The 26,621-nt window shown below is 45.1% G+C and carries 23 protein-coding genes; 16 read left to right on the forward strand and 7 right to left on the reverse strand.

The window, feature by feature from the left end:
• Nucleotides 1-2: 2 nt before the first annotated feature.
• From R7Z50_RS20165 to lipA, 5 genes are all read left to right on the forward strand, one after another.
• A complete protein-coding gene (locus R7Z50_RS20165) occupies nucleotides 3-806 on the forward strand; it encodes a septal ring lytic transglycosylase RlpA family protein (RefSeq protein ID WP_206949553.1) in 804 nt (267 codons plus the stop codon).
• Nucleotides 807-897: 91 nt separating this feature from the next.
• Complete coding sequence (locus R7Z50_RS20170) at nucleotides 898-2,076, forward strand: serine hydrolase (protein ID WP_005384132.1); 1,179 nt, start codon at nucleotides 898-900, stop codon at nucleotides 2,074-2,076.
• 139 nt (nucleotides 2,077-2,215) lie between these two features.
• The gene (ybeD, locus tag R7Z50_RS20175) at nucleotides 2,216-2,494 is read left to right on the forward strand and encodes a DUF493 family protein YbeD (protein WP_005384135.1); all 279 of its coding nucleotides are present in this window, start codon (nucleotides 2,216-2,218) and stop codon (nucleotides 2,492-2,494) included.
• Between the two features lie 176 nt (nucleotides 2,495-2,670).
• The gene (lipB, locus tag R7Z50_RS20180; protein ID WP_225478087.1) at nucleotides 2,671-3,333 is read left to right on the forward strand and encodes a lipoyl(octanoyl) transferase LipB; all 663 of its coding nucleotides are present in this window, start codon (nucleotides 2,671-2,673) and stop codon (nucleotides 3,331-3,333) included.
• Nucleotides 3,330-4,295, forward strand: coding sequence for a lipoyl synthase (lipA, locus tag R7Z50_RS20185; RefSeq protein WP_005391329.1), 966 nt, complete (start codon nucleotides 3,330-3,332; stop codon nucleotides 4,293-4,295). The genes lipB and lipA overlap by 4 nt, the downstream gene beginning before the upstream one ends.
• A 460-nt stretch (nucleotides 4,296-4,755) precedes the next feature.
• Here lipA and glyA read toward each other — a convergent pair whose 3' ends face one another.
• A complete protein-coding gene (glyA, locus tag R7Z50_RS20190) occupies nucleotides 4,756-6,006 on the reverse strand; it encodes a serine hydroxymethyltransferase (RefSeq protein ID WP_225478066.1) in 1,251 nt (416 codons plus the stop codon).
• Nucleotides 6,007-6,353: 347 nt separating this feature from the next.
• On the opposite strand from glyA, the gene R7Z50_RS20195 reads away from it, so the two are divergent.
• The 3 genes from R7Z50_RS20195 to R7Z50_RS20205 all read left to right on the forward strand — a co-directional run bounded on the left by R7Z50_RS20195 (nucleotide 6,354) and on the right by R7Z50_RS20205 (nucleotide 9,598).
• Entirely contained in the window at nucleotides 6,354-6,956 is a 603-nt protein-coding gene (locus R7Z50_RS20195; RefSeq protein ID WP_054579054.1) for a YitT family protein, read from the forward strand.
• Between the two features lie 90 nt (nucleotides 6,957-7,046).
• Nucleotides 7,047-8,567, forward strand: a complete 1,521-nt coding sequence (locus R7Z50_RS20200; RefSeq protein WP_151514564.1) for a winged helix-turn-helix domain-containing protein — start codon at nucleotides 7,047-7,049, stop codon at nucleotides 8,565-8,567.
• A gap of 131 nt (nucleotides 8,568-8,698) precedes the next feature.
• Nucleotides 8,699-9,598: a hypothetical protein gene (locus R7Z50_RS20205; protein ID WP_104975934.1), complete on the forward strand. Its 900-nt coding sequence runs from the start codon at nucleotides 8,699-8,701 to the stop codon at nucleotides 9,596-9,598.
• A 98-nt stretch (nucleotides 9,599-9,696) separates the two neighbouring features.
• On the opposite strand, the gene treC is transcribed toward R7Z50_RS20205, so the two are convergent.
• From treC to gmhB, 4 genes are all read right to left on the reverse strand, one after another.
• The gene (gene treC, locus R7Z50_RS20210; protein WP_151514563.1) at nucleotides 9,697-11,382 is read right to left on the reverse strand and encodes an alpha,alpha-phosphotrehalase; all 1,686 of its coding nucleotides are present in this window, start codon (nucleotides 11,380-11,382) and stop codon (nucleotides 9,697-9,699) included.
• 87 nt (nucleotides 11,383-11,469) lie between these two features.
• On the reverse strand, nucleotides 11,470-12,894 hold the full coding sequence (treB, locus tag R7Z50_RS20215) for a PTS trehalose transporter subunit IIBC (RefSeq protein WP_318149235.1): 1,425 nt from the start codon (nucleotides 12,892-12,894) through the stop codon (nucleotides 11,470-11,472).
• Nucleotides 12,895-13,070: 176 nt separating this feature from the next.
• Nucleotides 13,071-14,018 carry a trehalose operon repressor TreR gene (treR, locus tag R7Z50_RS20220; protein ID WP_033905853.1) on the reverse strand — a complete coding sequence of 316 codons (948 nt, stop codon included), beginning with the start codon at nucleotides 14,016-14,018 and terminating at the stop codon, nucleotides 13,071-13,073.
• Nucleotides 14,019-14,092: 74 nt separating this feature from the next.
• A complete protein-coding gene (gene gmhB / locus R7Z50_RS20225; protein ID WP_005381961.1) occupies nucleotides 14,093-14,644 on the reverse strand; it encodes a D-glycero-beta-D-manno-heptose 1,7-bisphosphate 7-phosphatase in 552 nt (183 codons plus the stop codon).
• Between the two features lie 341 nt (nucleotides 14,645-14,985).
• On the opposite strand from gmhB, the gene metN reads away from it, so the two are divergent.
• Genes metN through R7Z50_RS20240 form a run of 3 tightly spaced genes read left to right on the forward strand, consistent with a single transcriptional unit; the run spans nucleotide 14,986 to nucleotide 17,529 of the window.
• The gene (gene metN, locus R7Z50_RS20230; protein WP_005381962.1) at nucleotides 14,986-16,020 is read left to right on the forward strand and encodes a methionine ABC transporter ATP-binding protein MetN; all 1,035 of its coding nucleotides are present in this window, start codon (nucleotides 14,986-14,988) and stop codon (nucleotides 16,018-16,020) included.
• A complete protein-coding gene (locus R7Z50_RS20235) occupies nucleotides 16,010-16,687 on the forward strand; it encodes a methionine ABC transporter permease (RefSeq protein WP_005383604.1) in 678 nt (225 codons plus the stop codon). The genes metN and R7Z50_RS20235 overlap by 11 nt, the downstream gene beginning before the upstream one ends.
• A gap of 32 nt (nucleotides 16,688-16,719) precedes the next feature.
• Nucleotides 16,720-17,529, forward strand: coding sequence for a MetQ/NlpA family lipoprotein (locus tag R7Z50_RS20240; RefSeq protein ID WP_005381966.1), 810 nt, complete (start codon nucleotides 16,720-16,722; stop codon nucleotides 17,527-17,529).
• Between the two features lie 126 nt (nucleotides 17,530-17,655).
• Here R7Z50_RS20240 and R7Z50_RS20245 read toward each other — a convergent pair whose 3' ends face one another.
• Together R7Z50_RS20245 and syd are read right to left on the reverse strand one after the other, a co-directional pair.
• Nucleotides 17,656-18,432 carry a Zn-ribbon-containing protein gene (locus R7Z50_RS20245; protein ID WP_005383605.1) on the reverse strand — a complete coding sequence of 259 codons (777 nt, stop codon included), beginning with the start codon at nucleotides 18,430-18,432 and terminating at the stop codon, nucleotides 17,656-17,658.
• A 2-nt stretch (nucleotides 18,433-18,434) separates the two neighbouring features.
• Nucleotides 18,435-18,980, reverse strand: coding sequence for a SecY-interacting protein (gene syd / locus R7Z50_RS20250; RefSeq protein WP_005381970.1), 546 nt, complete (start codon nucleotides 18,978-18,980; stop codon nucleotides 18,435-18,437).
• 108 nt (nucleotides 18,981-19,088) lie between these two features.
• Between syd and queF the strand changes: the two genes are divergently transcribed.
• From queF to xni, 5 genes are all read left to right on the forward strand, one after another.
• Complete coding sequence (gene queF / locus R7Z50_RS20255; protein ID WP_149192382.1) at nucleotides 19,089-19,934, forward strand: NADPH-dependent 7-cyano-7-deazaguanine reductase QueF; 846 nt, start codon at nucleotides 19,089-19,091, stop codon at nucleotides 19,932-19,934.
• Nucleotides 19,935-20,098: 164 nt separating this feature from the next.
• Complete coding sequence (locus R7Z50_RS20260; RefSeq protein WP_017635678.1) at nucleotides 20,099-22,381, forward strand: tetratricopeptide repeat protein; 2,283 nt, start codon at nucleotides 20,099-20,101, stop codon at nucleotides 22,379-22,381.
• Nucleotides 22,382-22,479: 98 nt separating this feature from the next.
• The gene (locus R7Z50_RS20265) at nucleotides 22,480-24,045 is read left to right on the forward strand and encodes a sensor domain-containing diguanylate cyclase (protein ID WP_005381978.1); all 1,566 of its coding nucleotides are present in this window, start codon (nucleotides 22,480-22,482) and stop codon (nucleotides 24,043-24,045) included.
• A 291-nt stretch (nucleotides 24,046-24,336) separates the two neighbouring features.
• Nucleotides 24,337-25,713 (forward strand): nucleotide 5'-monophosphate nucleosidase PpnN, encoded by a 1,377-nt coding sequence (gene ppnN, locus R7Z50_RS20270; protein WP_005383611.1) that lies wholly within the window; start codon nucleotides 24,337-24,339, stop codon nucleotides 25,711-25,713.
• A 58-nt stretch (nucleotides 25,714-25,771) separates the two neighbouring features.
• Nucleotides 25,772-26,554: a flap endonuclease Xni gene (xni, locus tag R7Z50_RS20275; RefSeq protein ID WP_005381982.1), complete on the forward strand. Its 783-nt coding sequence runs from the start codon at nucleotides 25,772-25,774 to the stop codon at nucleotides 26,552-26,554.
• Nucleotides 26,555-26,621: the final 67 nt, after the last annotated feature.

Genomic DNA, 26,621 nt, shown 5'->3' on the forward strand with positions numbered 1-26,621 from the left:
ACATGCAAAAACGCGCTTTATATTCCTTGGTTTTATCTGCTCTTATTTTGGCAGGCTGTTCATCAACTAGCCAAAAAGAACAAGAAGGCCGTTACGAACTCGAATCCGATGTTGCACCGGATACACCGCTTTCAGTCGAACACATCGAGGATGCGCATCCTAAATATGAACCGTACAGCCTAGGTGGGAACAAAGATTACCACTTGCGTGGCAAAGACTACAAAATAGTTCGCAATGCGAAAGGCTTTAAAGAAAAAGGCCGCGCATCTTGGTATGGGAAAAAATTCCAAGGTCATTTGACTTCTAATGGCGAAATCTATGACATGTACTCAATGACGGCAGCGCATAAAACGCTACCGTTACCAAGTTACGTAAAAGTTACCAATACTGACAACGGCAAAACCACCATAGTACGAGTTAATGACCGAGGTCCTTTTCACGATGGCCGTATCATTGATTTAAGCTATGCCGCCGCGCACAAGTTAGATGTCATAAAAACAGGCACCGCGAACGTGGAAATTGAAGTGATCAGTATCAATCAGCCCACGGACAAAAAGTCATTAGAAGCGCACCCTAGGTACGTTATTCAAGTGGCATCATCAAAAAATGAAGAACGCGCGCGAACTTTAGGTACCGAGCTTGGTCAAAAATTGGATACAGAAACTTTCCTAGAGAGTGCGAAAGAGTCTTATCGCTTGTTGTTAGGGCCATTTACTGACTATTCCCTGACGCAAGCCACATTAGATAAAGTAAAGTTGCTCGGCTATTCGTCTGCATTTATTAAAAAACACAACACTGCCAAATGACCTCGTGTCATGAATTTCTCTTTGATCCCCCTCTTACATAACTAGGGATTCTGATAAGATGTCTGCAGTTAACCCAAAAATTTGAATTACCATGAATAAAAATAAGTTTGTGAAATCTATTCTCGTTTCTTCGGTTGCCCTTTCTGCAACTTTCGCTCAATCTGCTCTTGCATCACCTATCGTTGTTCCAGATGCCCCTCAAATCGCGGCGAAGGGCTACGTGCTGATGGATTACCATTCAGGTAAAGTACTGGCAGAGAAAGAGATGAACACAAAATTGTCTCCAGCTAGTCTGACTAAGATGATGACCAGCTATGTAATCGGCCAAGAGCTAGCGCGTGGTAATATCTCAGAAGATGATGATGTCACCATCAGTAAAAATGCGTGGGCGAAAAACTTCCCTGATTCATCAAAGATGTTCATTGAAGTAGGCACAACAGTTAAAGTACGTGACCTGAACCGAGGTATCATCGTCCAGTCAGGTAACGATGCCTGTGTTGCGATGGCAGAACATATTGCAGGTTCAGAAGATGCATTTGTTGACCTAATGAACGCTTGGGCCAACACATTGGGTATGACTAACTCGCACTTTGCCAACGTTCATGGCTTAGATAACGCAGAATTGTACTCAACACCATACGACATGGCACTGCTAGGTAAAGCACTTATCCGTGACGTACCAAATGAGTACCGAGTGTACTCAGAGAAGAAATTTACTTACAACGGCATCACCCAATACAACCGTAACGGTCTACTTTGGGATAAGAGCATGAACGTTGACGGCATCAAAACGGGTCACACAAGTAATGCGGGTTACAGCCTAGTAAGTTCAGCAACTGAAGGTCAAATGCGCTTGGTTGCGGTCGTTATGGGTACTAAAGATGCCAATGCTCGTAAGTCAGAAAGCAAAAAGCTGCTAAGCTACGGCTTCCGCTTCTTCGAAACAGTGGCACCGCACAAAGCAGGTGAAACGTTCGTAGAAGAAAAAGTGTGGATGGGTAACAAAGACACCGTAGCACTGGGTCTTGACCAAGATACTTACGTAACACTACCGCGTGGTGAAGCGAAAAACCTAAAAGCAAGCTTCGTCCTTGAAAAAGAGCTAGAAGCCCCAATTAATAAAGGTGATGTAGTTGGTAAGCTATACTATCAGATCGATGGTGAAGATATTGCCGAGTACCCACTAATGGCACTAGAAACCGTAGAGCAAGGTAGTCTATTTAGCCGCATGTGGGATTACATCGTATTGTTATTCAAGAGCTTCTTCTAAAAAGAACGTTAGAGTAGCAAACTTATTCGCAAAGCCGCCTGAATGGGCGGCTTTTTAAGTTTGAGCTCCTCGTCTTGAGTTCCCCCTAATTTGACTGTACTATTTCGCACCGCAACGAATATCTACTGGAGTTATCGATATGCTAACCATCAACTCTGATGCAAAATTAAAAGACCTGCTTGAGTTCCCTTGTTCATTTACTTACAAGGTAATGGGTCATGCAAAGCCTGAACTTCCAGAGCTTGTTCTTGAAGTTATTCAGCGCCATGCTCCAGGTGACTACAGCCCGACCGTTAAACCAAGTGCTAAGGGCAACTACCACTCTGTGTCAATCAACATTACTGCAACCTCTATCGAGCAGGTTGAGACACTGTACAAAGAGTTAGGTGAAATTGACATCGTACGCATGGTTCTATAATTTTTTGATATATTAAATTTTTTTTGAAAGCAGCCCTGGCTGCTTTTTTATTACTTATCAAAGAGATAACGAGGCTTTACATCGCTTTCAGTTAAAAATCTGTTACGCAGCGGTAGAGCATCAGGGTTATCCGGTTTATAATCCAAAAACTTTATATATTAGCAACAGGAATTCCCATGCAACACCAACTTGTTGTAAAACGACTTGGCCGCCAAGACTATGAGCCTGTATGGAAGGCGATGCATGAGTTCACCGACCAACGCACAGAAGAAACCCGTGATGAAGTCTGGTTGGTAGAACATAACCCAGTATTTACGCAAGGACAGGCAGGTAAAGCTGAGCACTTGATTAACACTGGCGATATTCCTGTTGTACAAAGTGATCGCGGAGGCCAGGTTACGTATCATGGCCCTGGTCAGTTGGTCGCCTACTTCTTGATCAACCTACGCCGCAAAAAATTAGGTGTACGAGATCTCGTTACCACAATCGAGAGCCTCGTGATCAACACGCTAAAAGCATACAATATTGACTCAGCCGCGCGACCTGACGCACCAGGTGTCTACGTTGCCGGTAAGAAAATATGCTCTCTCGGTTTACGCATTCGTAAAGGATGCTCGTTTCATGGTTTAGCCTTGAACGTAAATATGGATTTAACACCGTTTCTGCGTATTAACCCTTGTGGTTATGAAGGTATGGAAATGGTTCAGGTCAGCCAATTTGGCGGCCCAGACAATGTAGAAGCCGTAGAAAAACAATTAATAGAAGAACTCGTTACTTTGCTCGATTATGAGCAAGTAGAATTCAGCACAGAAGCACCTTCTCAAGGTAATAAAGCATGAGCAAACCAATCCAGATGGAAAAAGGCGTTAAATATCGTGACGCCGATAAAATGGCATTGATTCCCGTAAAGAACATGCCTACAGAGCAGAAAGAAGTGCTACGTAAGCCTGATTGGATGAAGATCAAGCTACCAGCCGACAGCCAACGAATTCAAGACATCAAAGCGGCGATGCGTAAGAATAAACTTCACTCCGTATGTGAAGAAGCATCTTGCCCGAACCTAGCGGAATGTTTTAACCACGGTACAGCAACCTTCATGATCTTAGGTGCTATTTGTACTCGTCGTTGTCCTTTCTGTGACGTTGCTCATGGCCGCCCATTACCACCGGAAGCAGAAGAGCCTCAAAAACTGGCGAAAACCATTGCCGATATGAAGCTGAAATACGTAGTAATCACTTCTGTTGACCGTGACGATCTGCGTGACGGCGGTGCACAACACTTTGCCGATTGTAACCGCGAGATCCGTGCGTTAAACCCGCATATTAAGATTGAAACACTGGTTCCTGACTTCCGTGGTCGCATGGATGTAGCGCTTGATCTAATGAAAGACAATCCGCCAGATGTCTTCAACCACAACTTAGAAACAGCGCCACGTCTTTACCGTAAAGCTCGCCCAGGTGCGAACTATAAATGGTCACTTGAGCTTCTTAAGAAGTTCAAAGAGCAGCATCCCGATGTACCGACCAAGTCTGGTTTGATGATGGGCCTTGGTGAAACCAAAGAAGAAATCATCGAAGTACTGAAAGATCTACGCGCACACGGCGTAACGATGCTGACTCTAGGCCAGTACCTAGCGCCAAGCCGTCACCACTTGCCAGTAGAACGTTACGTTCCACCATCAGAGTTTGACGAGCTAAAAGAAGTTGCACTAGAACTTGGCTTCACGCATGCAGCGTGTGGTCCATTTGTGCGCTCTTCTTACCATGCCGATATGCAAGCTCAAGGTATCGAGATTAAATAAGCTCTCGCTTGTTTTGAAAAGCTTGTTTTGAAAAGAAAGGTTGGCTCAGTGCCAACCTTTTTTGTATCTGGAAAATGATGATAAAAAGCCATTCTACCACTGTCATTCTGAACAGCGAGGAACGAGCGTGATTCAGAATCAGTTTTCAGAATACTGATGATTTTTAGGGAAACTCTGAGTAAAAGAGTGTGCCTCAACAAGATTCCTGATCTCGCCTAGGCTCGTCGGAATGACGTGGTTTGGATATATTGAAAAGGGACAGTGTTGGTAGCCATCCTCTTATCACACACTCTCGCTATATCTCATTCCAAACGCCAGACAAACAAAAAGGCCCTCAATTGAGGACCTTTAGTATATCAACGTTCAAAATAGATGAGTCGCGTTCTAGAAGAACACACGGAGTTTGCGCGAGCAAATGAGTATGTTCGACACCGAAATCGACTCACTCGATGAAAAGCAGTTATGCGTAAACTGGTAGACGCTTACAAATTTCTAGCACTTTCTGTTTAGTCGCTTCGATAACTTCTTCGTTGCCGATGTTATCTAGAACGTCACACATCCAGTTTGCTAGCTCTTTTGCATCTTCTTCAGTGAAGCCACGGCGAGTGATCGCTGGCGTACCTACACGAATACCAGACGTTACGAATGGGCTGCGTGGGTCATTTGGTACTGAGTTCTTGTTTACAGTGATGTTTGCTGCACCTAGTGCCGCGTCTGCGTCTTTACCAGTGATATCTTTGTCGATTAGGTCAACAAGGAACAAGTGGTTTTCTGTACCGTTAGATACGATTTTGTAGCCACGCTCTTGGAACTGACCAACCATTGCTTTTGCGTTTTTCACTACGTGAGCTTGATAAGCTTTGAACTCTGGCTCCATCGCTTCTTTGAACGCTACTGCTTTACCAGCGATAACGTGCATTAGAGGACCACCTTGACCACCAGGGAACACTGCTGAGTTCAATTTCTTGTACATATCTTCGCCAGCATTTGACAAGATAAGACCACCGCGAGGACCTGCTAGTGTTTTGTGCGTCGTTGTTGTTACCACGTGAGCATGCGGTACTGGTGTTGGGTATTCACCGGCAGCGATAAGACCAGCTACGTGCGCCATATCAACAAATAAGTAAGCACCTGCTTTGTCAGCGATTTCACGCATGCGTTTCCAATCAACGATTTGCGAGTAAGCAGAGAAACCACCGATGATCATCTTAGGTTTGTGTTCAAGTGCTAGCTGTTCCATCTCGTCGTAGTTGATTTGACCAGCTTCATCGATACCGTAAGGGATAACGTTGTAGTGCTTACCAGAGAAGTTTACTGGTGAACCGTGAGTTAGGTGACCACCGTGCGCTAGGCTCATGCCTAAAACTGTATCGCCTGGGTTAAGAAGCGCCATGTAAACTGCGCTGTTTGCTTGAGAACCTGAGTGAGGCTGTACGTTAGCGTACTCACAACCAAATAGTTGGCATGCACGCTCAATTGCTAGTGCTTCAGCTTTATCTACGTACTCACAACCGCCGTAGTAACGCTTACCTGGGTAGCCTTCAGCGTATTTGTTCGTTAGCTGAGAACCTTGCGCTTCCATTACACGTGGGCTTGTGTAGTTTTCAGAAGCGATAAGTTCAATGTGTTCTTCCTGGCGAAGAGTTTCTTCCTGGATAGCTGCGAACAGTTCCGCATCGTAATCTGCGATGTTCATATCACGCTTAAGCATCTGTATCTCCTGACTCAGATTAGTACTGAAAGTTGCAAAAAAACTGTTGAATGACCCGAAGCAAACGTTTTCGTCACCCTAATGGCGCGCATTCTACATAATTTGATTTAGGTCATAAAGAGAAATTTACAATTTTTCTCATGCAGTTTTTTCATGATGACAAGCAATGTTTATCATGCCAGCATTGCAATCGCATAACGACAATCTATTGCCTGTCAAATTTGTGCTTTACACCCTGTAAAACAGCAATTACATAGGTTTACCGTAAATTTTACCCTCTAGCTACCGAAAAGATCATCTTTTTACTACTATGCACGCCTTATTTATCACTAATGACTGCAACATTGATGGAAAAACACTCATTAAAAGAAGACTGGATAGCGATTCTCACGGGTACCTTTTTAGTAGCTCAAGGCGTTTTCTTTCTCCAATCCGCGAACCTTCTAACGGGAGGCACGACTGGATTGGCTCTGCTTGTTAGCCAATTTACACCTTTTACCTTTGGTGTGCTGTACTTTTTAGCAAACAGTCCTTTTTACTTACTAGCATGGAAACGCTTCGGCCGTCATTTCGCCATTAATAGTGCCATTTCTGGCGCGTTGGTTTCTATCTTTGCCGATCATCTTTATTTGCTAATCTCGCTCGAATCGGTAAATGAAGTTTATTGCGCCGTCGCAGGCGGGCTTTTAATGGGGCTCGGTATGCTGATCCTATTCAGACATCGCTCCAGCTTAGGTGGCTTTAACGTGCTGTGTTTGTTTATCCAAGACAAATTTGGCATTTCAGTTGGCAAAAGCCAAATGGCAATCGATGCATGTATCCTGTTTGCTTCATTCTTCTTTGTCACACCAGAAGTGATTGGCCTTTCAATTTTGGGGGCGTTTGCACTCAATGTCGTGTTAGCGATGAACCACAAACCGCACCGCTATTCCGTGACCTACGGTTCATAAATTTTTGATAATGATTGAAGCGCGATTTATAAGATTTCGCGCTCCAATCGCTATATAATACTTCGCGATTTCCAAATAGATCGGTACGGTATGCGCGACTTTCTGCAACAAGCTAAACAGACTCACAGTTGTATTGCGATTGGAGAGCTGATCTATTACCCGAAGACACAGAGCCTTCATCAAGATGCTATCGCGATTGATCTTGAACCTCGCACCGTTGAATTATTAGAACTGCTGTTAACAAGCGTTGGCCACCCACTCTCTGCTGACACCATTATTGAAACCATTTGGCAGAGCAAGTTCATCTCTAAGAATGTGCTCACGAACCGCATTAGCACCTTACGTGCACTGCTACAGCAGTACTTACCCGAATACGATGCCGCTAAGCTTTTAGTCACTTACCCCCGCAAAGGCTACTTTCTTAACCCTGCCAATATTCGTTTAGTGCCACCAGCGAAAAACCATCGGCGCGTTATCTCAACCCAGGTGGCGAGTAATAAGAACTTCAAGCTGATTTTTGCTTACAGCTTATGTGCCATACTTGCGGTATGTAGCATGACACTCGCAAGCTTGTTATGGCAACGCCAAGAAATCTCAACACAACAAACACGTCATCAACTACTGATTCCCAAAGTCGAGCTACTACTCAACCGTGTCGATTCAATCGGCTCTCAGGCGCGAAAATACCGCATACTGGTCAAAGCCATCTTGCTGCAACAACAGGTCGAATATCCATACACCGACATCGCCAACCAAGATGCTCCCAGTTACTTTCTTGATCCTATCGGTCATACGCCATATTTCCCTGGCGCACGAAACATGCAGACCAGCGACTACGAGCTCAATATCGAGTTAAAAGACGGCGCAGAGCAAGGCATCTTGAAAGCGCAGATGAACCTTATTTATCCTGCGACGGGCAAGCTGGCGTTTCGCAATGAGTACACACTGCGTTTATCTGACCTACAATCGGATATTTTCCAAATGCACTCGGATGTCGCGCAATACTTCAATCTGCCTGCACCTTCGGCAAGTACGTGGCAGCTTTCGGATATTCACAAAAAAATGTTATTCGAGAATGCCTTTTCTAGCCAACCTCTCCGACAATCTGATGAGTTTGCGGCTATAACAACGGCAAGACATCTCGCCTTATACGAGCACGAACATCAAAAGCTGGAAGCGTATTTAACTCAAGTACAATCGTCGTTTGATGTTTTGCCAGATGAGCTGAGCCTCTGGTTAGGTCTATTGCATTTCAAATTAGGTAACTTAGACAGGGCAAAAGCTCTGTTAACGACACCAGATGGCGACTCACGTATCCAAAACGCACTGATTTATACCTTTGTGTCTCACATTGCTTATAAGCAGAACAAACTTGAACAGTTCCGTCTCAACTACATGGAATCACTGGTGGCGCTGCTGCGCGTTTTACCTTCCGAAACCTTGTTTGAGCGTCTTTCTCAATCTGAATCAAAAGAGACTTGCCTCCAACCGTGGAAAACGTTGCATGTTAGTGTGACCGATCAAGAAATCATAAGCCGATGGAAAGCGCTCATTAACGAGTATTGCACTAATGTGGCCAACGAAATAACCCCAAATAAAACAAAGACCTAAATATAAAATTAAGCTTTCATTACCCCCTGTTATCTTTTGTTTTTTGCCCTTTTTCTCTCACTGAACTTAGCATGCTCGCATTCAAGCAACGGCCCAACATGAAGCGGCCTTATCAATCAGGAATGTAAACCATGCTAAACAAAATGACGCTTATCGCAGCAGCAACTCTGGCTCTTTACGGCTGTGGCGGAGGTTCGTCTTCTGGCAGTGCGAATCCAAACAAAGTGCCTCAAGAAAGTTTCGACGTCTCGATTCACAACTCAATCTTCGCTCCCACGCCAAGTACACAGCTAAACTACGCATTTAGCTTGGATGGCCAACCAGAAGGCGACATGAAACTGAGCTTCCAAGCGATGGATAGCGAGCAAATATTGGCAGCATTGGCACAAATCCCAAACAGCGAAGCAATGGTCCAGTTGGTTAATGACTTGGTGAACTACGGCGCCGAACAGTTCTACTATTCAGACGAGCAGTACAACGACGACGAAGAGAGCAATACGCTTTACTTTGCAGGATCAGATGGTGCACTCCATGAAATCACTGACGCTTATTTCATTGGTCATCAGTTTATTGCCATGCTTATGCACAGCAGTCCGATTTTCCGCCTAAACGGTGACGACGTAAAAGAGAAAAGCCCGAATATTGACATCGGTGAAGAAACTATGTCTCTGCAAACCACTCTTACAGGCTACGCAGTTCACAACCTTCTAGACCGTTTTGAAGATCATGAGTGGGTACAAAACCTTCCTATGACAGCATCTTGCCAAGTGGTTTGGCAACAGCAAATCCGAGAGACTGGTATGCGTAAAGCGTTCTCGATCTCAGGCAAGAAAATTGAAGCGGCATACCTGATGGAAGAGAACATCTACAACCTAAACTGTGATGATATGGACTCAATGGAGTTCGCCACTTCGGCAGAACGTTGGTTTAATCCGAGCTTAGGTCTGATAGAACAAATTGAACTGCTGAAAGTACAACAAGTACAAATCAACGAAGAGAAAGTGCAGCTAACAGCGATTGAAACAAAATAAGCTCGCATTTTTTATAGATATCTCAATAAAAGAAGGCTTTGGGAGCACACCAAAGCCTTCATCTCGAACATCAATCTTAGGGGTGATGACACCCGAGTTTATTCTTCTATCAATAAAATACGAGTTTCGTAAGGTCGTAACACTTGATGGTTTGACGCGACTGCGCTCGCTGAGTTTTGATAGTTAGATAGCAAGTTTTTCGCCTTACTCATATCAAAACGTTCTGGCAGAACGCATTCCACCTCTTCAGCGTAGTAGTTATTGATACACAGCAGCGTTTGCTTATCGTTCTGACGAGCGTAAGCGAAAATACGTTTGTGCTCTGGCAGTAAATCTTCATAACGGCCATCGGTGATGACTGGAACCTGTTTACGCAGTTCAATCAGACGTTTGTAAAAGTAGAACACCGAGTTCAAATCGGCAACCGCAGCTTCAGCATTGATTTCAGAGTAATTCTGCGCCACTTCAAGCCACGGCGTTCCCTCAGTAAAGCCCGCGTGTTTTGCACTGTTCCATTGCATTGGTGTACGTGAGTTATCACGCGACTTCTGTGCCAAGATCGCCATCATATCGTCATGAGATACACCATCACGGTTGACCATAATGTCGTACATGTTAGTACTTTCAACATCACGATATTGGCTGATTTCGGTATAACCCGGGTTGGTCATGCCGATCTCTTCCCCCTGGTAAACATAAGGTGTGCCTTGCATCATGTGCACTGATGCCGCAAGCATCTTGGCAGATTCAACACGGTATTGCTCGTCGTTACCTAATCGGCTCACAACGCGTGGCTGGTCGTGGTTACACCAGAACAGCGCCCCCCACCCTTTGCCATTTAAGCCCGCTTGCCAATGATTGAAGATCTGTTTTAGCTGAATGAAATCAAACGGCGCTTTGGTCCATTTTTCACCATTTGGATAATCGACTTTCAGATGATGGAAGTTGAACACCATGGATAGCTCTTTGCCGTCTAGCGAAGAATATTGCTGGCAGTGATCTAGTGTGGTGGAAGACATTTCACCCACTGTTACGCTGCCGTATTTTTGAAACACAGATTCGCTAATCTCTTGAAGGTATTCGTGCACGCGTGGGCCGTCGGTGTAGAAGCGGCGACCATCACCAATATCGTCACTTGGAAAATCTTGCTGCTTGGAAATCAGGTTGATAACGTCGAGACGGAAACCATCGACTCCCTTCTCTGCCCAGAAGCTGATGACTTCTTTCACTTCTTCACGCACTACTGGGTTTTCCCAGTTTAAGTCCGCTTGCTCTTTAGCAAAAAGGTGCAAATAGTACTGACCTGTTTTTTCATCCAGCGCCCAAGCGTTGCCACCAAACTTTGATTGCCAGTTGTTTGGTTCAGCACCATCTACCGGATCTTTCCAGATGTAGTAATCACGGTATGGGCTGTTTTTATCACCCAGTGCGGATTGGAACCACTTGTGTTCTGTCGACGTGTGGTTCACTACAATGTCCATGATGATACGAATACCCAACTGATGCGCTTCTGCTAGCAAAGTATCGAAATCTTCCATAGTGCCGAACTCAGGGTTGATCGAGTAGTAATCGGATATGTCATAACCGTTGTCGATCATTGGCGATTGGTAAACCGGCGTCAGCCAAATCGCATCCACACCAAGATGCTTAAGATAATCCAGCTTAGAAATGATCCCTTTGATGTCGCCCGTGCCTTTACTGCCACTGTCACAAAAGCTTTTTGGGTAAATTTGATAGATGGTTGCGGTTTTCCACCAGCTCTCATCATGCTTGGTCATAGCCATTTCTAACACTCACTTACCAGTAATCGGAAACTTAAAATTTGAAAAGAAAAATAGGAGGAGGCAGCCCAGTCACTGCCTCAAATAGAATTACGCGTTTGCAGGCTCAAGCTCACCTTTGGCTTGTGCACGCTTATAAAGAATTAACGTTAATGCAGCAGGTACTAGCATTGCGACTAACATAGCCAAAGCAAAAATGCCCCAGAACTGCGGTTGGATAGACAAGATGCCCGGCAAACCGCCCACACCGATACCGTTCGCCATTACGCCCGCACTACCACAAATAGCAGCAGCACACGCACTACCGATCATCGCGCTCAGCATTGGGAACTTGTATTTCAAGTTGATACCGTACATCGCCGGCTCGGTCACACCAAGGTAAGCAGAGATAGCCGCAGGCACCGAGATATCACGCTCGCCATGTTTTTTACTGATGATAATGATGCCGACGACCGCAGACGCTTGAGCAATATTTGAAAGCGCAATCAGAGGCCAAATTGGCGTGCCGCCTAGCTCTTGCATTAATTGAAGGTCAACCGCGTTGGTGGTGTGGTGAATACCAGTAATGACCAATGGCGCGTATAGGAAGCCGAAGATGGTTGAGCCAATCATTGCGAAGTCACCTGTCATGGCTGCTTTTGCTGCGAAAGCAACGCCGTCACCCAACATACGGCCGAATGGACCAATAATAGAGTGCGCAAGAATCACAGACACGATGATAGAGACAAACGGCACAACCACTAGGTAAAGGTAAGACGGAATGATGCGTTTTAAGTTGGTTTCAATAAACGCCAGTGCCATACCAGCGAGCATTGCCGGAATCACTTGCGCTTGGTAGCCCACTTTCTCGATGGCGAATAAGCCAAAGTCCCACACTTCGGGTACTTGCTTACCAATCAGGTAGGCGTTCATCAACTGCGGAGAAACCAATGTCACACCAAGCGTGATACCCAGAATCGGAGTACCGCCGAGCTTTTTCACTGTCGACCAACACACGCCAACTGGTAGGAAGAAGAAGATCGCCTCACCAATCAGCCATAAGAAAGAGTGTACCGTTGCCCAAAACTGGCTGATTTCCGTTAGCGTTTGACCATCAAACATCTTGATGTCGCCAATCACGTTACGGAAACCAAGGATCAGACCACCGGTGATGATCGCTGGTAGCAGTGGTACAAAGATTTCTGCAAGGTGGGAAATACCACGCTCAACGATATTCATGTTTTGACGAGCAGCGTTCTTCGCTTCGTCTTTGCTGGCTTCACTTTTACCCGTCAGTCCGATCAGTACCTTGTAAACTTCATCCACTTCAGTACCGATAACCACTTGGAACTGGCCTGCGTTGGTAAAACAGCCCTTCACCATCGGTAATGCTTCTAACTGTTTCGTATCTGCTTTGTCCGTATCATTTAGAACAAAACGCAAGCGAGTTAAACAGTGACTTACACTGGCAATATTGTCCGGCCCCCCGACCAGCTCAATAAGACGCTCCGCGTCTTTACGCGCAATCTTACTCATAACTTTGTCCACCCTGTATTGGATACATTCGATTCATCATTTTGTTTTTATAAATGGGAACATTCCCATTTCTTGATTTTAATATTGCCATCCGAAGGCAAAAAACAAAATGGGAACAGTCCCATTAATTGAGAGTGATCACAGTATAATTTTAGAGCAGATCGTTTTAGTGTGGGTCAATAAACGATAGGCTGTTGAGTAAAGTGAACCACTTCCTCATCGCCATTTAATTGATTGATCAGCATGTTAGCGGACTTCTCACCTGCAAGGGTATAACCTGGGTCGACACTAAATACTTTAGGGAAAAGGAAAGAGAGCAATTCATTACCACCAACACCTGTCACAACCACGTCTTCACGTCCTAACTCTTGAAGACGCTTAATCACGCCCAACGCGATAGTGTCACTGGCGCACACGATGGCCTGAGTATCAGATTGAAGGACTTTGTCTACCAACTGATAAGCACTTTCATGGCTCAACTTACCCGTTTGGAAACAAGGTGTAATTTGCTTGCGTTGACACCAAGCTTTATAAGCATTTAGACGAGCTAAGCCAGTGGTTTTGTCTTCAGGATCAACACCAATATAAGCAATGCGAGATAAAGATTGCTGCTCAAGGTGAGACAAAGCCATGTCTATCACACCTTGGTTATCGTAGTTGATCGAGGAAACCATTTGCGTGTCCATCGCGATCACGACGATACGATTCCCCCACTCCGCCAATGCTCGCTCATCACATCCAGTAAAGCCAAACACGATCACCCCATCGACGTTGCGACGTTTAAGCACATCCAAATGTTCATTGGTTTTATCGCGATCGAATTGGCTCTCCATGATCACCGCATCATAACCAGCGGAATACAAAGCATTGAGCATGGTACCAACGGCGCGATTTTCTGATGGTGAATCCAAACGGGAGATGATAACCCCAATGACTTTTTGGCTGCCACCACGCATCGACTGCGCCGACTTTGATGGGACGTAGCCTGATTCACGAATGATTTGCTCTACCTTCTCTCGCGTTTGGGGTTTCACTTTTGGATCGTTAGTAAGCACACGGCTTACTGTCGATTTGCCCACGCCTGCCAATTTTGCGATATCAAGAATGGTGAGTTTTTTGCTCATAAGTGTTCAGATTAAAAGAAGGAATCAAACAAAAGGGAAGCAGTGGCTTCCCTTATCTCAGTCAGTAATGAATATTACTTGTTTAAGTACGCAGGCACATCTGCAATGCTATCCAATACTACCGTTGCAATGGCTTCGCCCTGTTCCGTTACTGGCTTACCAGTGCGAACCAAAATCTTAGTGCCAACGCCTGCCGCTTCTGCTGCCATCATGTCTTCAGCTTTATCGCCGATCATCACAGATTTCTCCATGTCGATCTTCAAGAAGTCACGCGCAGAAATGAACATACCTGGTTTTGGCTTACGGCACTCACAATCTTGCTTGTACTCGCCAATGCCATGTTCTGGATGATGTGGACAGTAATAGATACCATCGAACTCAACACCATTATCAGCAAAGTTCCAATCCATCCATTGAGTCAGAGACAAGAAACGGTCTTCACTGAATTTACCGCGTGCGATGCCCGATTGATTCGTCACTAACACTAGAAGGTAGCCTTTATCTTTTAGCGCTTTCGTCGCTTCAAATACACCATCAATGTACTCAAAATCATGTTCGTCATGAACGTAGCCGTGGTCAACGTTTATCACGCCATCACGATCGATAAAAACAGCAGGTTTTGCCAAAACGTATTTCTCTATTAACTCGGTTTAATCAGATTATTACATACCTTATAAACTTCAACACTATCTAATCCATTCTAGGCCTCGACAAAACGGTTGATTTGTTGGGCAAGAATCGGTAAATCTGAGGGTGCCCCGCCGTCTACCTCCTGCTTGTTATCTATACATCTTCGTTTCAAAACAGAACATCCATACATTTAGACGTCTAGACGTAAAAATATCTATTGACTTCATTCTGCTTAACCCATAGCATCAACTGAAAATTGAGATAAAGCTCAACATTAAGTTCTGTCAAAGGCCGTTTTTGACAGCGAAGTTCCCCGTATCTTTGGGCAGGTTGAAACATGATAGAAATAAAAAACGTCAATAAAGTGTTCTACCAAGGCAGTAAGGAAATCCTTGCCCTGAAAGACATTAACCTACACATCGACAAAGGCACCATCTTTGGTGTTATCGGTTCATCAGGTGCTGGTAAAAGTACGCTGATTCGCTGCGTAAACATGTTAGAAGCGCCGACCTCTGGTTCCATCATCGTTGATGGTGTGGATCTAACCAAACTCAGCAAAAAACAACTAGTCGAAACACGCCGTAACATTGGCATGATCTTCCAGCACTTTAACCTGCTTTCGTCTCGTACTGTGTTTGATAATGTAGCACTGCCACTAGAACTGGCAGGTAAAGACAAATCGCAAATCACAACAAAAGTAACTGAGTTGCTAAAGCTTGTAGGCTTAGCCGACAAACACGAGAGCTACCCATCTAACTTAAGTGGCGGCCAAAAACAGCGTGTGGCAATTGCTCGTGCATTGGCATCCGATCCTAGCGTGCTGCTTTGTGATGAGGCCACTAGTGCGCTAGACCCGGCAACAACTCAATCTATCCTTGAGTTATTGAAAGAGATCAACCGCAAACTCAACATCACGATTTTACTTATCACTCACGAAATGGAAGTCGTAAAAAGTATCTGTCACGAAGTAGCAATCATCGGTGGTGGTGAGCTGGTGGAAAAAGGCACCGTTGGCGATATTTTTGCGCACCCTAAGACAGAGCTGGCACACCAATTCATTCGCTCAACGCTGGATCTTTCCATTCCTGAAGATTACCAAGCTCGTCTGCAAGCAGAGCGTGTTGATGGCAGCTACCCGTTGGTTCGCTTAGAGTTTACTGGCGCAACCGTCGATGCACCGTTAATGTCGCAAATTTCTCGTAAATACAATATTGATGTGAGTATTTTGAGTTCCGACCTTGATTACGCTGGTGGCGTGAAATTCGGCATGATGGTCGCAGAGCTATTTGGTAACGAAGAAGATGACAACGCAGCTCTTGAATACCTGCGTAAGCACAACGTAAAAGTAGAGGTACTTGGTTATGTCCTTTAATACGATTTCTGAATGGCTGAGCTTAAACAGCAAACTACTTTTAGGTGCAACGTGGGAAACGCTTTACATGGTTGCGGTTGCCGGATTAGTCGGCTTTGCTGTGGGTATTCCATTAGGCGTAATCCTCCATATTACTAAGAAAGGCGGCCTACTTGAAAACACCAAACTAAATAGCGGCTTAGGCGCTATCGTTAACATTGGTCGTTCTGTGCCATTCCTCGTACTGATGGTTGCGATTATTCCAGTGACAAAAATGCTAGTTGGAACCTTTATCGGTACAACCGCAGCAATCGTCCCACTGACTATTGGCGCCATTCCTTTTGTCGCTCGTCTTATTGAAGGTGCTTTATTAGAAGTACCGACAGGCTTGGTGGAAGCAGCGCAGTCAATGGGGGCGACACCAACACAGATCATCACAAAAGTTCTACTACCTGAAGCAATGCCGACTATTGTTAACTCAGTAACGATTACCTTGGTCACTCTCGTTAGCTACTCAGCTATGGCGGGTACGGTAGGCGGCGGCGGCCTAGGTGACGTAGCCATTCGTTACGGTTTCCACCGCTACGATGTAACTATCATGGCCGTGACTGTCGTGATGTTGATTGTTCTAGTACAGATTATTCAGTCTATCGGTGACGCAGTGGTGCGCCGTGTAGACCACAGATAAGTATCAAAAATACAAATTATAAGGAGATAAAGATGAAATTTAGCCTTAAAGGTCTTTTGACTGTAGCAACGGCTGCCTCTGCTCTTGCTCTAGCGGGTTGCGGCGACAAAGAAGTAGACGTAAACAAAGTAAAAGTTGGCGTTATTGCTGGTGCTGAAGCACAAGTAGCCGAAGTTGCCGCTAAAGTAGCAAAAGAGAAATACAACCTAGACGTTGAGCTAGTAACATTTACCGATTACGTAACACCAAACGCCGCTCTGGATGATGGTTCAGTAGACGCGAATGCGTTCCAACACAAACCATACCTAGATCAACAAGTGAAAGACCGCGGCTACAAACTGGCTATCGCGGGTAACTCATTCGTTTACCCTATTGCTGGTTACTCAAAGCAAGTAAAATCAATTGATGAAATTCAAGATGGCGCACGCATCGCAGTACCAAACGACCCAACTAACCTAGGTCGCTCACTACTGCTTCTTGAGCAACAAGGTTTGATTACGCTACGTGATGGCGTTGGTCTACTCGCTACAGTACGTGACATCGTAGGCAACCCTAAAAATATCGAAATCATTGAACTAGAAGCCCCACAGCTTCCGCGTTCATTGGATGACGTAACGCTATCTATCATCAACACCACTTACGCAAGCTCTATCGACCTATCGCCAGAGCGTGACGGCGTGTTCGTTGAAGATAAAGACTCACCATACGTAAACCTAATTGTCGCTCGCGAAGAAAATGTTAATGCGCAAAACGTACAAAACTTCGTAAAAGCTTACCAAACGGAAGAAGTTTACGAAGCGGCAAAAGAGCTGTTCAAAGGCGGTGTTGTGAAAGGTTGGTAATCCCACTTTTCAAAACATGACTGAAAACAACGTTCTAAACATAAACGTTCTAAACACAAAAGGGCTGATGTGAAAACATCAGCCCTTTCTATTTGTCTATCTACCCATTTAAGTAGCTTCAATTCGCTACTTAAGATGGTCCCAAGAGATATTCGACACGATTCGGCAGTCATCACACTTAAAATGAAATATGTCATGTAGTGGCTCATCGAGTAGCCACTCGCCATCGCATTTTGGACACTTGCGCGCTTTCTCGCTCTCCAGCGACTGACCACCGACACGATACTGGTAATAGTACGTAGGGATCTTCGTGATGTATTCGATACGGCCACGTAAGTCCCAACCTCGGCGAAACAGCACACTATCCACATCGCAAATTTCGTGCAGCGCCGCATGTTCCGCTCGGCAACCCCCTGCCATTTGGATTTCATCACACGCTTGCCACTCAGTCTGCCACTTAATGACGGCTTTATGGTCTCCATTAAGTGTTGGCTCATTACGATACAAAGGAATTGGCAACAGGGTTTCACCACTTCGCAAAGGCGAACACGTATGAACATAAGTCGTGTACAACACTTGCCAGCTAGGTGTCTCTTCTTCGGCTGCTTGTTCTGAATTCAAATCACGCCCCAGCATGCGCATTTTCGGTGCAAGCAAAGACGCATCCGACAAACGGTTCATGCACACTTTGACGAAATCTGAGTGATAACGTGGATGCAAGCTGTCTTGTTCTGGGCAAACAACACGAACGAAAAATTCACCTTCTCCCATCACTATTGGGAATTCACGACCTAATACTTGGCCGTTGTAACGCAGAGCATCCATCAAGCCATTAATGGCTTTGTCTACCGCGCTGACGGTGGTGTTATCAAAACACTCAAACTGCAACTCAACAACATACATACTTAGACGGCAGCCTCTAACTTATTCAAGAACTCAACCAATGAATCTGCCAATACATCACGTTTAGAGGTGCCCAAACGCTCTAGAATCACATTGCCAGTGAGGTTACAAATAGAAATCACATCCATTTCCTCATCTGTCGCTGCTATAAATACTGTTGGTTTAAGTTTCAAGCGGCGCTGCGTCACCAAATGACCAAGAATATTTTCTTGTAGACGCACGAAATCGTCATCGCTCCACACTTGCAGCAGCGTCAACGAATTACCTTGCCAAGTTGCCTCCATATCAGCGCAGTATTGAGAACCATAAAAGGCTTTAACATCATCTTGCAGTGACAACTCAATCGCATTTTCCACATTGGTGAAATCGGCCATTTCATCACGTGCGACCGCTTTCCAAAGCACCTTTCCATCACGCTTCTCTTCGACACAAGGAGAAACAAGCTCTGCAAGCTCTTCACTGCTTGGCAACTCATTGTGCTTAGCTTGCCAAGCTTGTTGGTAGCGCAGGCTGAACTCTTGTAGCGCCTGAGTAACGTTTTGGGTCATGAAGGTCTCCTCATTCCTTATTTATCAGATAGCCGTACTTGCCGGATGGCAATTGACCAGCGGATTCAGTAAAATTCTCGCCATTCTAATCGAAAACGACCACAAAGTATGAGCAAATATTCTGACGCTAAAGAGCTTGCTGGCTTAACACTAGGTAAAACGACCGAGTATGCGAACCAGTATGACCCAAGCTTGCTGCAACCAGTCCCTCGCAGCCTGAACCGAGATGACCTCCAGTTAGGCGATACTCTGCCTTTCATGGGGCACGACATTTGGACGCTGTACGAACTGTCTTGGTTAAATAGTAAAGGTTTACCACAAGTGGCCGTTGGCGAAGTATACATTCCAGCCACCAGCGCAAACTTGATTGAATCGAAGTCTTTCAAACTGTACTTAAACAGCTATAACCAAACCCGCTTTGCAAGCTGGGAAGAAGTGACTGAGCGTTTAACACAAGACCTTTCTGAATGCGCAGGTGAAAAGGTGCTGGTTGAGGTGAATCCAGTGACCCACTATACCAATCAACCTATCGTGACAATGGACGGTGAATGTGTAGATGACCAAGACATTGACATCACCAGTTACGATTTTGATGCCGATTTGCTTGAAGGTGCGGCAGGTGAAATACAAGTTGAAGAGGTGCTACATAGCCACCTATTGAAATCAAACTGTTTGATCACTAACCAACCCGACTGGGGCAGTGTAGAAATTCGCTACCAAGGCGCAAAAATAGATCGTGAGAAGCTGTTACGTTACTTAGTGTCTTTCCGCGAGCACAATGAGTTCCACGAACAGTGTGTAGAGCGTATTTTTACGGATCTAATGAAATATTGCCAACCAAGCAAACTGACCGTATTTGCCCGCTATACGCGCCGTGGAGGCTTGGATATCAACCCTTACCGCTCAACGGAACAAGATAAGCCAGCTCACAATCACCGTATGGCTCGTCAGTAAGCGCATAGGCAACAGAAATAAGTTCGGCAATCTAAAGGGTTGCCGGACGTTTTTATTGTCCAGGCATGTTACTATATCAAATGGCTTCAACCCGCATTTAAACGGCTAATTGAGGCTTTTCGCCGTTATCGCCATATCTAAAAACAGTTCGAGGGAACGAAAGGATGTTTTGGGACAGTTCGCGTCTATTCAAGTTGATTGGCTTTCTTTGCTTGCTGTTTGTACAGCCACTTCATGCTACCATTTTATCGTCCGCGTTACTCAACGAAGCACAACAATTGGCGGAAATAGAGCCATCACAAGCAAAACAAGCGGCAACCAACTATTTGTCACAGCGTGAACTAACAGAACGCAAAGAAAGTGACAGCCCTTCAGCCATGTCTCGCGACGAAACAGATCGTAGCGTTCGCACACCAAGCAGCACCATCGAAGCGCACAAGATTATCGCTCAGGCAGATTACGCCATGGGTAATGTTCGTTCGGCTATCGAGCACCTAAATAAAGCGGAACGCTTAGCGCAAGAATATCAATTGCCGTACATGGACTTAGATCTCCAGCTGATGCGCAACCAAATGATTTGGATGTACGACGAAAACTACTCAAAAGCGGAAGACACGCTTAACCAAATTGAACAACAGCTCGATGAAGCCGATGCCGTATTACAACGCACCGACAGCGTTCGCTACCGACTAGTGATGCAAAGAGCACTCCTCGCTTCACATAGTGGCGATATCATTAAAGCGGAAAACTTGTACTCTGAAGCAAAGACCATGCTTGACGATAGCCGCTCTGAGTTAGCCTTGATCGACTACTACACAGCCGTCGGCGAGTTTTACCTCAATAGCAAGAAATACAATTTGGCTTTGTCAGAGCTGCTATACGGTTATTGGCAATCTATTGAAAGTAACAGTGGTGCAAGATTAGCAAAAGTGAATCGCCTTTTGGCTAGGCTCTTCCAGGAGCGACGAGTGTACGACAAAGCGATCGAATACTTATCTCAAGCCGCAGATTTTTATGACTCTTACCCTAGCTCTCCGATCCTAGCGGACGTCCTAGAGCAAATGGGCGACATCTACTTTTATCAGGGTAAGTTTAACCTTGCGTTAGTGCATTACTTCAACGTGCTTGACCATGAAAGTACCAGTAAGAACATCAATAGAATCATTAAAATTCGCTTAAGCTTGGCGGCTACCTACCTACAACTCTATAACTACGCGCTAGCAGAGCAGTACTTAGACCGCTCTAAAGAGCTTTTAGAATACACCAATATTCCTAAGCTTGAAGCAAAGGCTGCCCTGCTTCAGTCAGGTCTGGCTTATCATCAAAATGACAGTAAAGACGTCATTACTAATGCTAAGCTGGCGTTAGCACTTGCTGAAAAGTCACCTGAAAATAACAACTTCATTAAGCAGCAGTCATACCGTTTACTTGGGTTGGGTTACGAGCAGGCAGGCGAATACAAACTTTCTCTGCAAGCTTATAAAAAATACACCAACCTCGTTCGTCTAGAACAAAAGCAGCTTAACCAAATCAGTGAGGATGCGTTCCGTCAGCAAAAAGAATTTGCCGAACAAACCATCCATTACATCGGTCAATCAGAACGCTTAGAGCAAGTGGAAAGAGAGCATCGTAAATTCCAGAAAATCTCATTTGCATTGTTTATTACTGTCTTGGTCATGTTTTTGTTCATTATGCGCCGTGGTGTCATTATGCAGCGCCAAGCAAGTGAAATCGAAAAACTGCGTAACGACCTCTTCACCCACTCTCGCTCTCGTTTACGTAACTTGCGTATGCTGAATGTTAAGCTTTCTCGCTCATTGAAAAAGTCGAGCGAAACTTTCGAGCAATGGCAAATGGGTGAATTGATCCACGAACCACTTAATGATCGCCTACGCTTTGTTATGATCGATTTGCCATTCTTACGAAGCATGTACGTCCATAACGGCTATAAGGCAGGTCTAGAACTAGAACGGGCATTTGGCGACTTCCTTGCGGAAAAAATAGAAAAACCGTCGCGTCTTTACCATTTCTCAGATGCGAACTTACTCTACATAGAACCGAACGCTGACCGTGATGCTTCTGCCGAAGTCATGTTCGAAAAATTCCAGACTTGGGTGGATGAGTTCGCACAGCAGCACAACGTCAATCGTATTATTCGTATGGGCATCAGCGATTATCCGTTCTTACCCCGAGCCTACACTGCAATTAACGATGAGGAATTACTCGATCTGTTATTGCTTGCTACTCACATCGCACGAGAAGTCAGCTTGAAGGATAAGCAAAGCCACTGGGTGTTCTTAAAAGCCATCGATAATGCGCCTGCTGCTAGCTTTGCAACAGGTAACATAAGAACTGCCTGTCAACATGCCATTAGCCAAGGCCTGATCAAGATCCATTCGTCCTACAAGAATGAGGACGACATCAAGAAAATATTAAAAAATGGATAATTAAACGCCTGTTGAACGTAATAACTAATGACGCTATAAAGTTTTTTGTTATTATCAGATAATTGTCAGTAGTACATGGACTTAACCGTAGTCACTTCATGGGAATCTTGGAATCCGATATTCAGTCGCAGCTGCATCAGCTGAGTTGTCAACTTGACCAACTCAGACTGACTCATCGTGATACTTCACTCAAATTCAAACGTGAACAACAAGTTCTTAAACGCGTTGTGGCATCATTGTCTTCAGCTTGCCAGGGTTCGAACACTCAGGTATCCAACTACCTATTTGAAATCCAACAAGAGCTGCAACATCAAAAAGATATCAGCACTCTTATCCCGCGTTTAGCGGTATTAGAGAGGATGCTCAAACAGCAGTCGAAGACGATGGATAAACAAAACGGTTACCTTGACGAACAAATCAAGCACAGTGGTGAAACACTGCAACGTGTCACGGGCTTACCTGCGCAGTTAAAACGTGAACTACGGAACCTGATGAGTTTCTCTGAAGTTCACGCCAGCAATAAAGCTGATCAAGCCACTAAGCTACTGAGTATTTACGAACGCGCTCTGAAAATCATTACGTCTAATTCACGTCTACATCTTAGTGAATTTGAAAACAATCCTGACAGATCTCAACTTGAATGCTTGGCCAGCGACCTTCAACATACTATTACAGAGCTGGATTTCGAGGGAGAATCAGGCGATAGATTGCTGGATATTCGCGCTAAGTTGCTCCTTGGCGTGAGTGCCGAGTCTCTCATTGAGCTTACGCTCTCAACGCTGAAATTGGTTGTCGAAGCAACAAAGTTCGAGCGCGAGGCGTCAAGCCAATTCCTTGATCAGCTGAACACTTCTCTCGCAAGTAACCTAAAAACCGTTCATCAGAACGTCGACCAGCATCATACCTACTTTGAACACCGCCAAGAGCTCAACACAGAAATGAACAGCTTGGTTGAATTAAGCCAAAAGTCACTTAATCAAGCTCAAGATATCGCGGTTGTGAAAAAAGAAATCACGCCTCTTCTCGAAAAAATGGCGTCGCTGACAGAGCGACTGAAAATGACGGAAGAGCGAGAGCAAGCGCTGCAAGAGCGGTTAAGTTACAGTAAGAACCAACTCGAAGCGGTATTTGAAACTACGCAAGATTATCGTCGACGCTTAGATGACCAAGCTCAGCGTATGTTGCTCGACCCGCTGACTAAAGTTTATAACCGCACTGCATTTAACGATCGACTAGAGCTAGAGTATCGCCGTTGGATTCGCTCTCAGCAAAACCTTCGTGTTGTGCTATTTGATGTAGACAACTTCAAAGCGGTGAATGATAGCTATGGTTATACGGCTGGCGATAAAGCGCTGAAGATCATCGCTCGTACTATTAACAAGCGCGTATCAGAAACGGAAACAGTGGCTCGCTTTGGTGGCGAGGAGTTTATTCTACTCGTCCCGGAACAATCTGAAGAATACACACTGGATCTGATTAAGCATATCCAGCGTGATATTAGCCAATTACCCTTTAAGTTCCGTGAGCAAAATATCATGATTACCTTAGCTGCTGTATCGACGTCTTTCAAAGAGTCCGATACGCCAGAGTATGTGCTCGATCGTCTTGGCAAGATGCTTGCGGACGCTAAAAAACGTGGAACAAACCAGCTTAACTGGAGCTAAGATTCGTACAAAAAGCGAGCAAACAAACCAAATTTGGTGCAATCTACGCTTTATAACCACCCATTTTCAACGAGTTATCACATTTCTTCCCTTTTAGTCTGCTAAGCTGTAAAAACCCAAGTCACTTCAAGATGATGTATTTATAAAAGGCAAATGTATCATCTTGAGGTTGCTTGGGAGTTGATAACCATAAAACCAAATCGGCCAACTACCTTTCATCAAACCATACGTATAACACCAAAAAGGTAAGTTGGTACTTTCCCTCAAATTAATGCAACACAAGGAGGCGTTATGATTACCCATATAAGCCCCGCTGGTAGCATGGACTTGCTATCTCAACTAGAAGTAGAGCGCTTAAAGAACACAGCCTCGAGTGAACTTTATCAGCTGTACCGTAATTGCACATTAGCGGTGTTGAACTCCGGTAGCCATACCGATAACTCGAAAGAACTGCTCGATAAATACCAATCGTTTGATGTCAACGTCGTGCGTCGTGAGCGTGGTATTAAGCTTGAGCTGACTAATCCGCCAGAGCACGCTTTTGTTGACGGCGAAATAATTAAAGGTATCCAAGAGCATCTGTTCTCCGTATTGCGTGATATCGTTTACGTAAACATGCATTTGGCAGACGCCCAGCGGCTCAACCTTACTAACCCAATTCACATTACGAACCTCGTGTTCGGCATTCTTCGTAATGCCAGAGCATTAACTCCAGGTATCGCACCGAATCTTGTCGTATGTTGGGGTGGTCACTCTATCAATGGAGTGGAGTATCAGTACACACGTGAAGTGGGTAACGAACTGGGCCTGCGTGAACTTAACATCTGCACAGGTTGCGGCCCTGGTGCAATGGAAGGGCCGATGAAAGGTGCAGCAATTGGGCACGCAAAGCAACGTTATACTCAGCAACGTTATCTTGGTTTAACCGAACCCTCGATTATTGCGGCCGAGCCACCAAACCCAATAGTAAATGAGCTGGTCATCATGCCCGACATCGAAAAGCGCTTGGAAGCTTTCGTCCGTATGGCTCATGGTATCGTTATTTTCCCAGGTGGCCCGGGCACAGCGGAAGAGCTACTGTACATTCTTGGCATCATGATGCACCCGGATAACGCCGATCAGCCAATGCCTATCGTATTAACAGGACCAAAAGAGAGTGAAGAGTACTTCCGCTCTATTGATGAGTTCATTCGCGACACACTTGGTGAGGAAGGGCAAAAGCACTACGAGATCATCATTGACGACCCGGCAGAAGTCGCTCGTATTATGAAACGCTCCATGGACTCGGTACGCCTTCACCGAAAAGAGAAAGGCGATGCGTACAGCTTTAACTGGTCATTGAAAATTGAGCCAAACTTCCAACTGCCATTCGAGCCTACTCATGAGTCGATGGAACAATTGGATTTAAGCCTAGATCAAGAACCGCAAGTTTTAGCGGCCAACTTGCGTCAAGCCTTCTCTGGCATAGTGGCAGGTAACGTAAAGGCTGAAGGCATTCGAGAAATAGAACGTAGAGGGCCTTTCACCATTCATGGCGACGCAGTCCTCATGAAAAAACTCGATAAGTTGCTAAAAGACTTTGTCGAACAGCACCGAATGAAATTACCTGGCGGTTCAGACTACGAACCGTGTTATCGAATCGCTCACCCGGAAATTGGTGGTCGATAGTCAGGCTAGCATTCGTTACACTAGGGGCATTACGCCCCTTTTTTATTGCTAAGTCATTATGTCTATTCATCTTGTTATCATTGATGCCCTAAACCTGATCCGCCGAGTGCACTCAGCACAACCAGATCCAACCGACATAGCAAGAACCATAACCACAACGCAAAGAACCCTCACTCGCATTCTGTCAGAGGCCAACCCGACACACATCATCGCAGTTTTTGATCACCACGAACAAGACAGAGGTTGGCGCGCTGAAATTCTCCCTGACTATAAGCAAAACCGAAAACCAATGCCTCTGCCACTACTGCAAGGGTTAGATGCGATTCAACAAGCGTGGTGGGAGCAAGGTATTGATTCATTGCTGTCTGAAGGCGATGAAGCAGATGATTTGGTTGCTACACTCGCAACGAAAGTGGCCAGCCATGGTGAAAAAGTCACCATCGTTTCGACTGACAAAGGTTACTGCCAGCTACTTTCCCCTACCCTACAAATCCGTGATTATTTCCAACATCGTTGGTTAGATGAACCATTTATCGAAAAAGAGTTCGGCGTAAAACCAAGTCAACTAGCGGATTACTGGGGATTGACAGGGATAAGCTCTAGCCAGGTTCCGGGCGTACCTGGAATTGGCCCGAAAGCAGCGAAAGAGATTCTCACTCAGTTTGAGAGTATTGAAGCTGCCTACGCTAGTGAAGATCTCGTACCGAAATACCGTAAAAAATTGGATGAGCACATTGAGTCTGCTCGTTTATGTAAACGCGTCGCCGCTTTAAAGTGCGATATAGAACTAGGCTTTAACTTGCAAGATATTCGCTTTTTAGGGCCAAACAAAGCGGAGTAGTGTCCGATGGTAGTTTCACACCATGAAATCCGGCAGATATTAAAAAAGCGCCATTTGAAGGCGCTTT

The organism is Vibrio sp. 1249-1 (assembly GCF_033340495.1).

Bases quoted from the DNA above. Each gene is read 5' to 3' on its own strand.
- R7Z50_RS20165 (WP_206949553.1), top strand. From the start codon at position 3: ATGCAAAAACGCGCTTTATATTCCTTGGTTTTATCTGCTCTTATTTTG.
- R7Z50_RS20170 (WP_005384132.1), top strand. From the start codon at position 898: ATGAATAAAAATAAGTTTGTGAAATCTATTCTCGTTTCTTCGGTTGCC.
- ybeD (WP_005384135.1), top strand. From the start codon at position 2,216: ATGCTAACCATCAACTCTGATGCAAAATTAAAAGACCTGCTTGAGTTC.
- lipB (WP_225478087.1), top strand. From the start codon at position 2,671: ATGCAACACCAACTTGTTGTAAAACGACTTGGCCGCCAAGACTATGAG.
- lipA (WP_005391329.1), top strand. From the start codon at position 3,330: ATGAGCAAACCAATCCAGATGGAAAAAGGCGTTAAATATCGTGACGCC.
- glyA (WP_225478066.1), bottom strand. From the start codon at position 6,006: ATGCTTAAGCGTGATATGAACATCGCAGATTACGATGCGGAACTGTTC.
- R7Z50_RS20195 (WP_054579054.1), top strand. From the start codon at position 6,354: ATGGAAAAACACTCATTAAAAGAAGACTGGATAGCGATTCTCACGGGT.
- R7Z50_RS20200 (WP_151514564.1), top strand. From the start codon at position 7,047: ATGCGCGACTTTCTGCAACAAGCTAAACAGACTCACAGTTGTATTGCG.
- R7Z50_RS20205 (WP_104975934.1), top strand. From the start codon at position 8,699: ATGCTAAACAAAATGACGCTTATCGCAGCAGCAACTCTGGCTCTTTAC.
- treC (WP_151514563.1), bottom strand. From the start codon at position 11,382: ATGGCTATGACCAAGCATGATGAGAGCTGGTGGAAAACCGCAACCATC.
- treB (WP_318149235.1), bottom strand. From the start codon at position 12,894: ATGAGTAAGATTGCGCGTAAAGACGCGGAGCGTCTTATTGAGCTGGTC.
- treR (WP_033905853.1), bottom strand. From the start codon at position 14,018: ATGAGCAAAAAACTCACCATTCTTGATATCGCAAAATTGGCAGGCGTG.
- metN (WP_005381962.1), top strand. From the start codon at position 14,986: ATGATAGAAATAAAAAACGTCAATAAAGTGTTCTACCAAGGCAGTAAG.
- R7Z50_RS20235 (WP_005383604.1), top strand. From the start codon at position 16,010: ATGTCCTTTAATACGATTTCTGAATGGCTGAGCTTAAACAGCAAACTA.
- R7Z50_RS20240 (WP_005381966.1), top strand. From the start codon at position 16,720: ATGAAATTTAGCCTTAAAGGTCTTTTGACTGTAGCAACGGCTGCCTCT.
- R7Z50_RS20245 (WP_005383605.1), bottom strand. From the start codon at position 18,432: ATGTATGTTGTTGAGTTGCAGTTTGAGTGTTTTGATAACACCACCGTC.
- syd (WP_005381970.1), bottom strand. From the start codon at position 18,980: ATGACCCAAAACGTTACTCAGGCGCTACAAGAGTTCAGCCTGCGCTAC.
- queF (WP_149192382.1), top strand. From the start codon at position 19,089: ATGAGCAAATATTCTGACGCTAAAGAGCTTGCTGGCTTAACACTAGGT.
- R7Z50_RS20260 (WP_017635678.1), top strand. From the start codon at position 20,099: ATGTTTTGGGACAGTTCGCGTCTATTCAAGTTGATTGGCTTTCTTTGC.
- R7Z50_RS20265 (WP_005381978.1), top strand. From the start codon at position 22,480: ATGGGAATCTTGGAATCCGATATTCAGTCGCAGCTGCATCAGCTGAGT.
- ppnN (WP_005383611.1), top strand. From the start codon at position 24,337: ATGATTACCCATATAAGCCCCGCTGGTAGCATGGACTTGCTATCTCAA.
- xni (WP_005381982.1), top strand. From the start codon at position 25,772: ATGTCTATTCATCTTGTTATCATTGATGCCCTAAACCTGATCCGCCGA.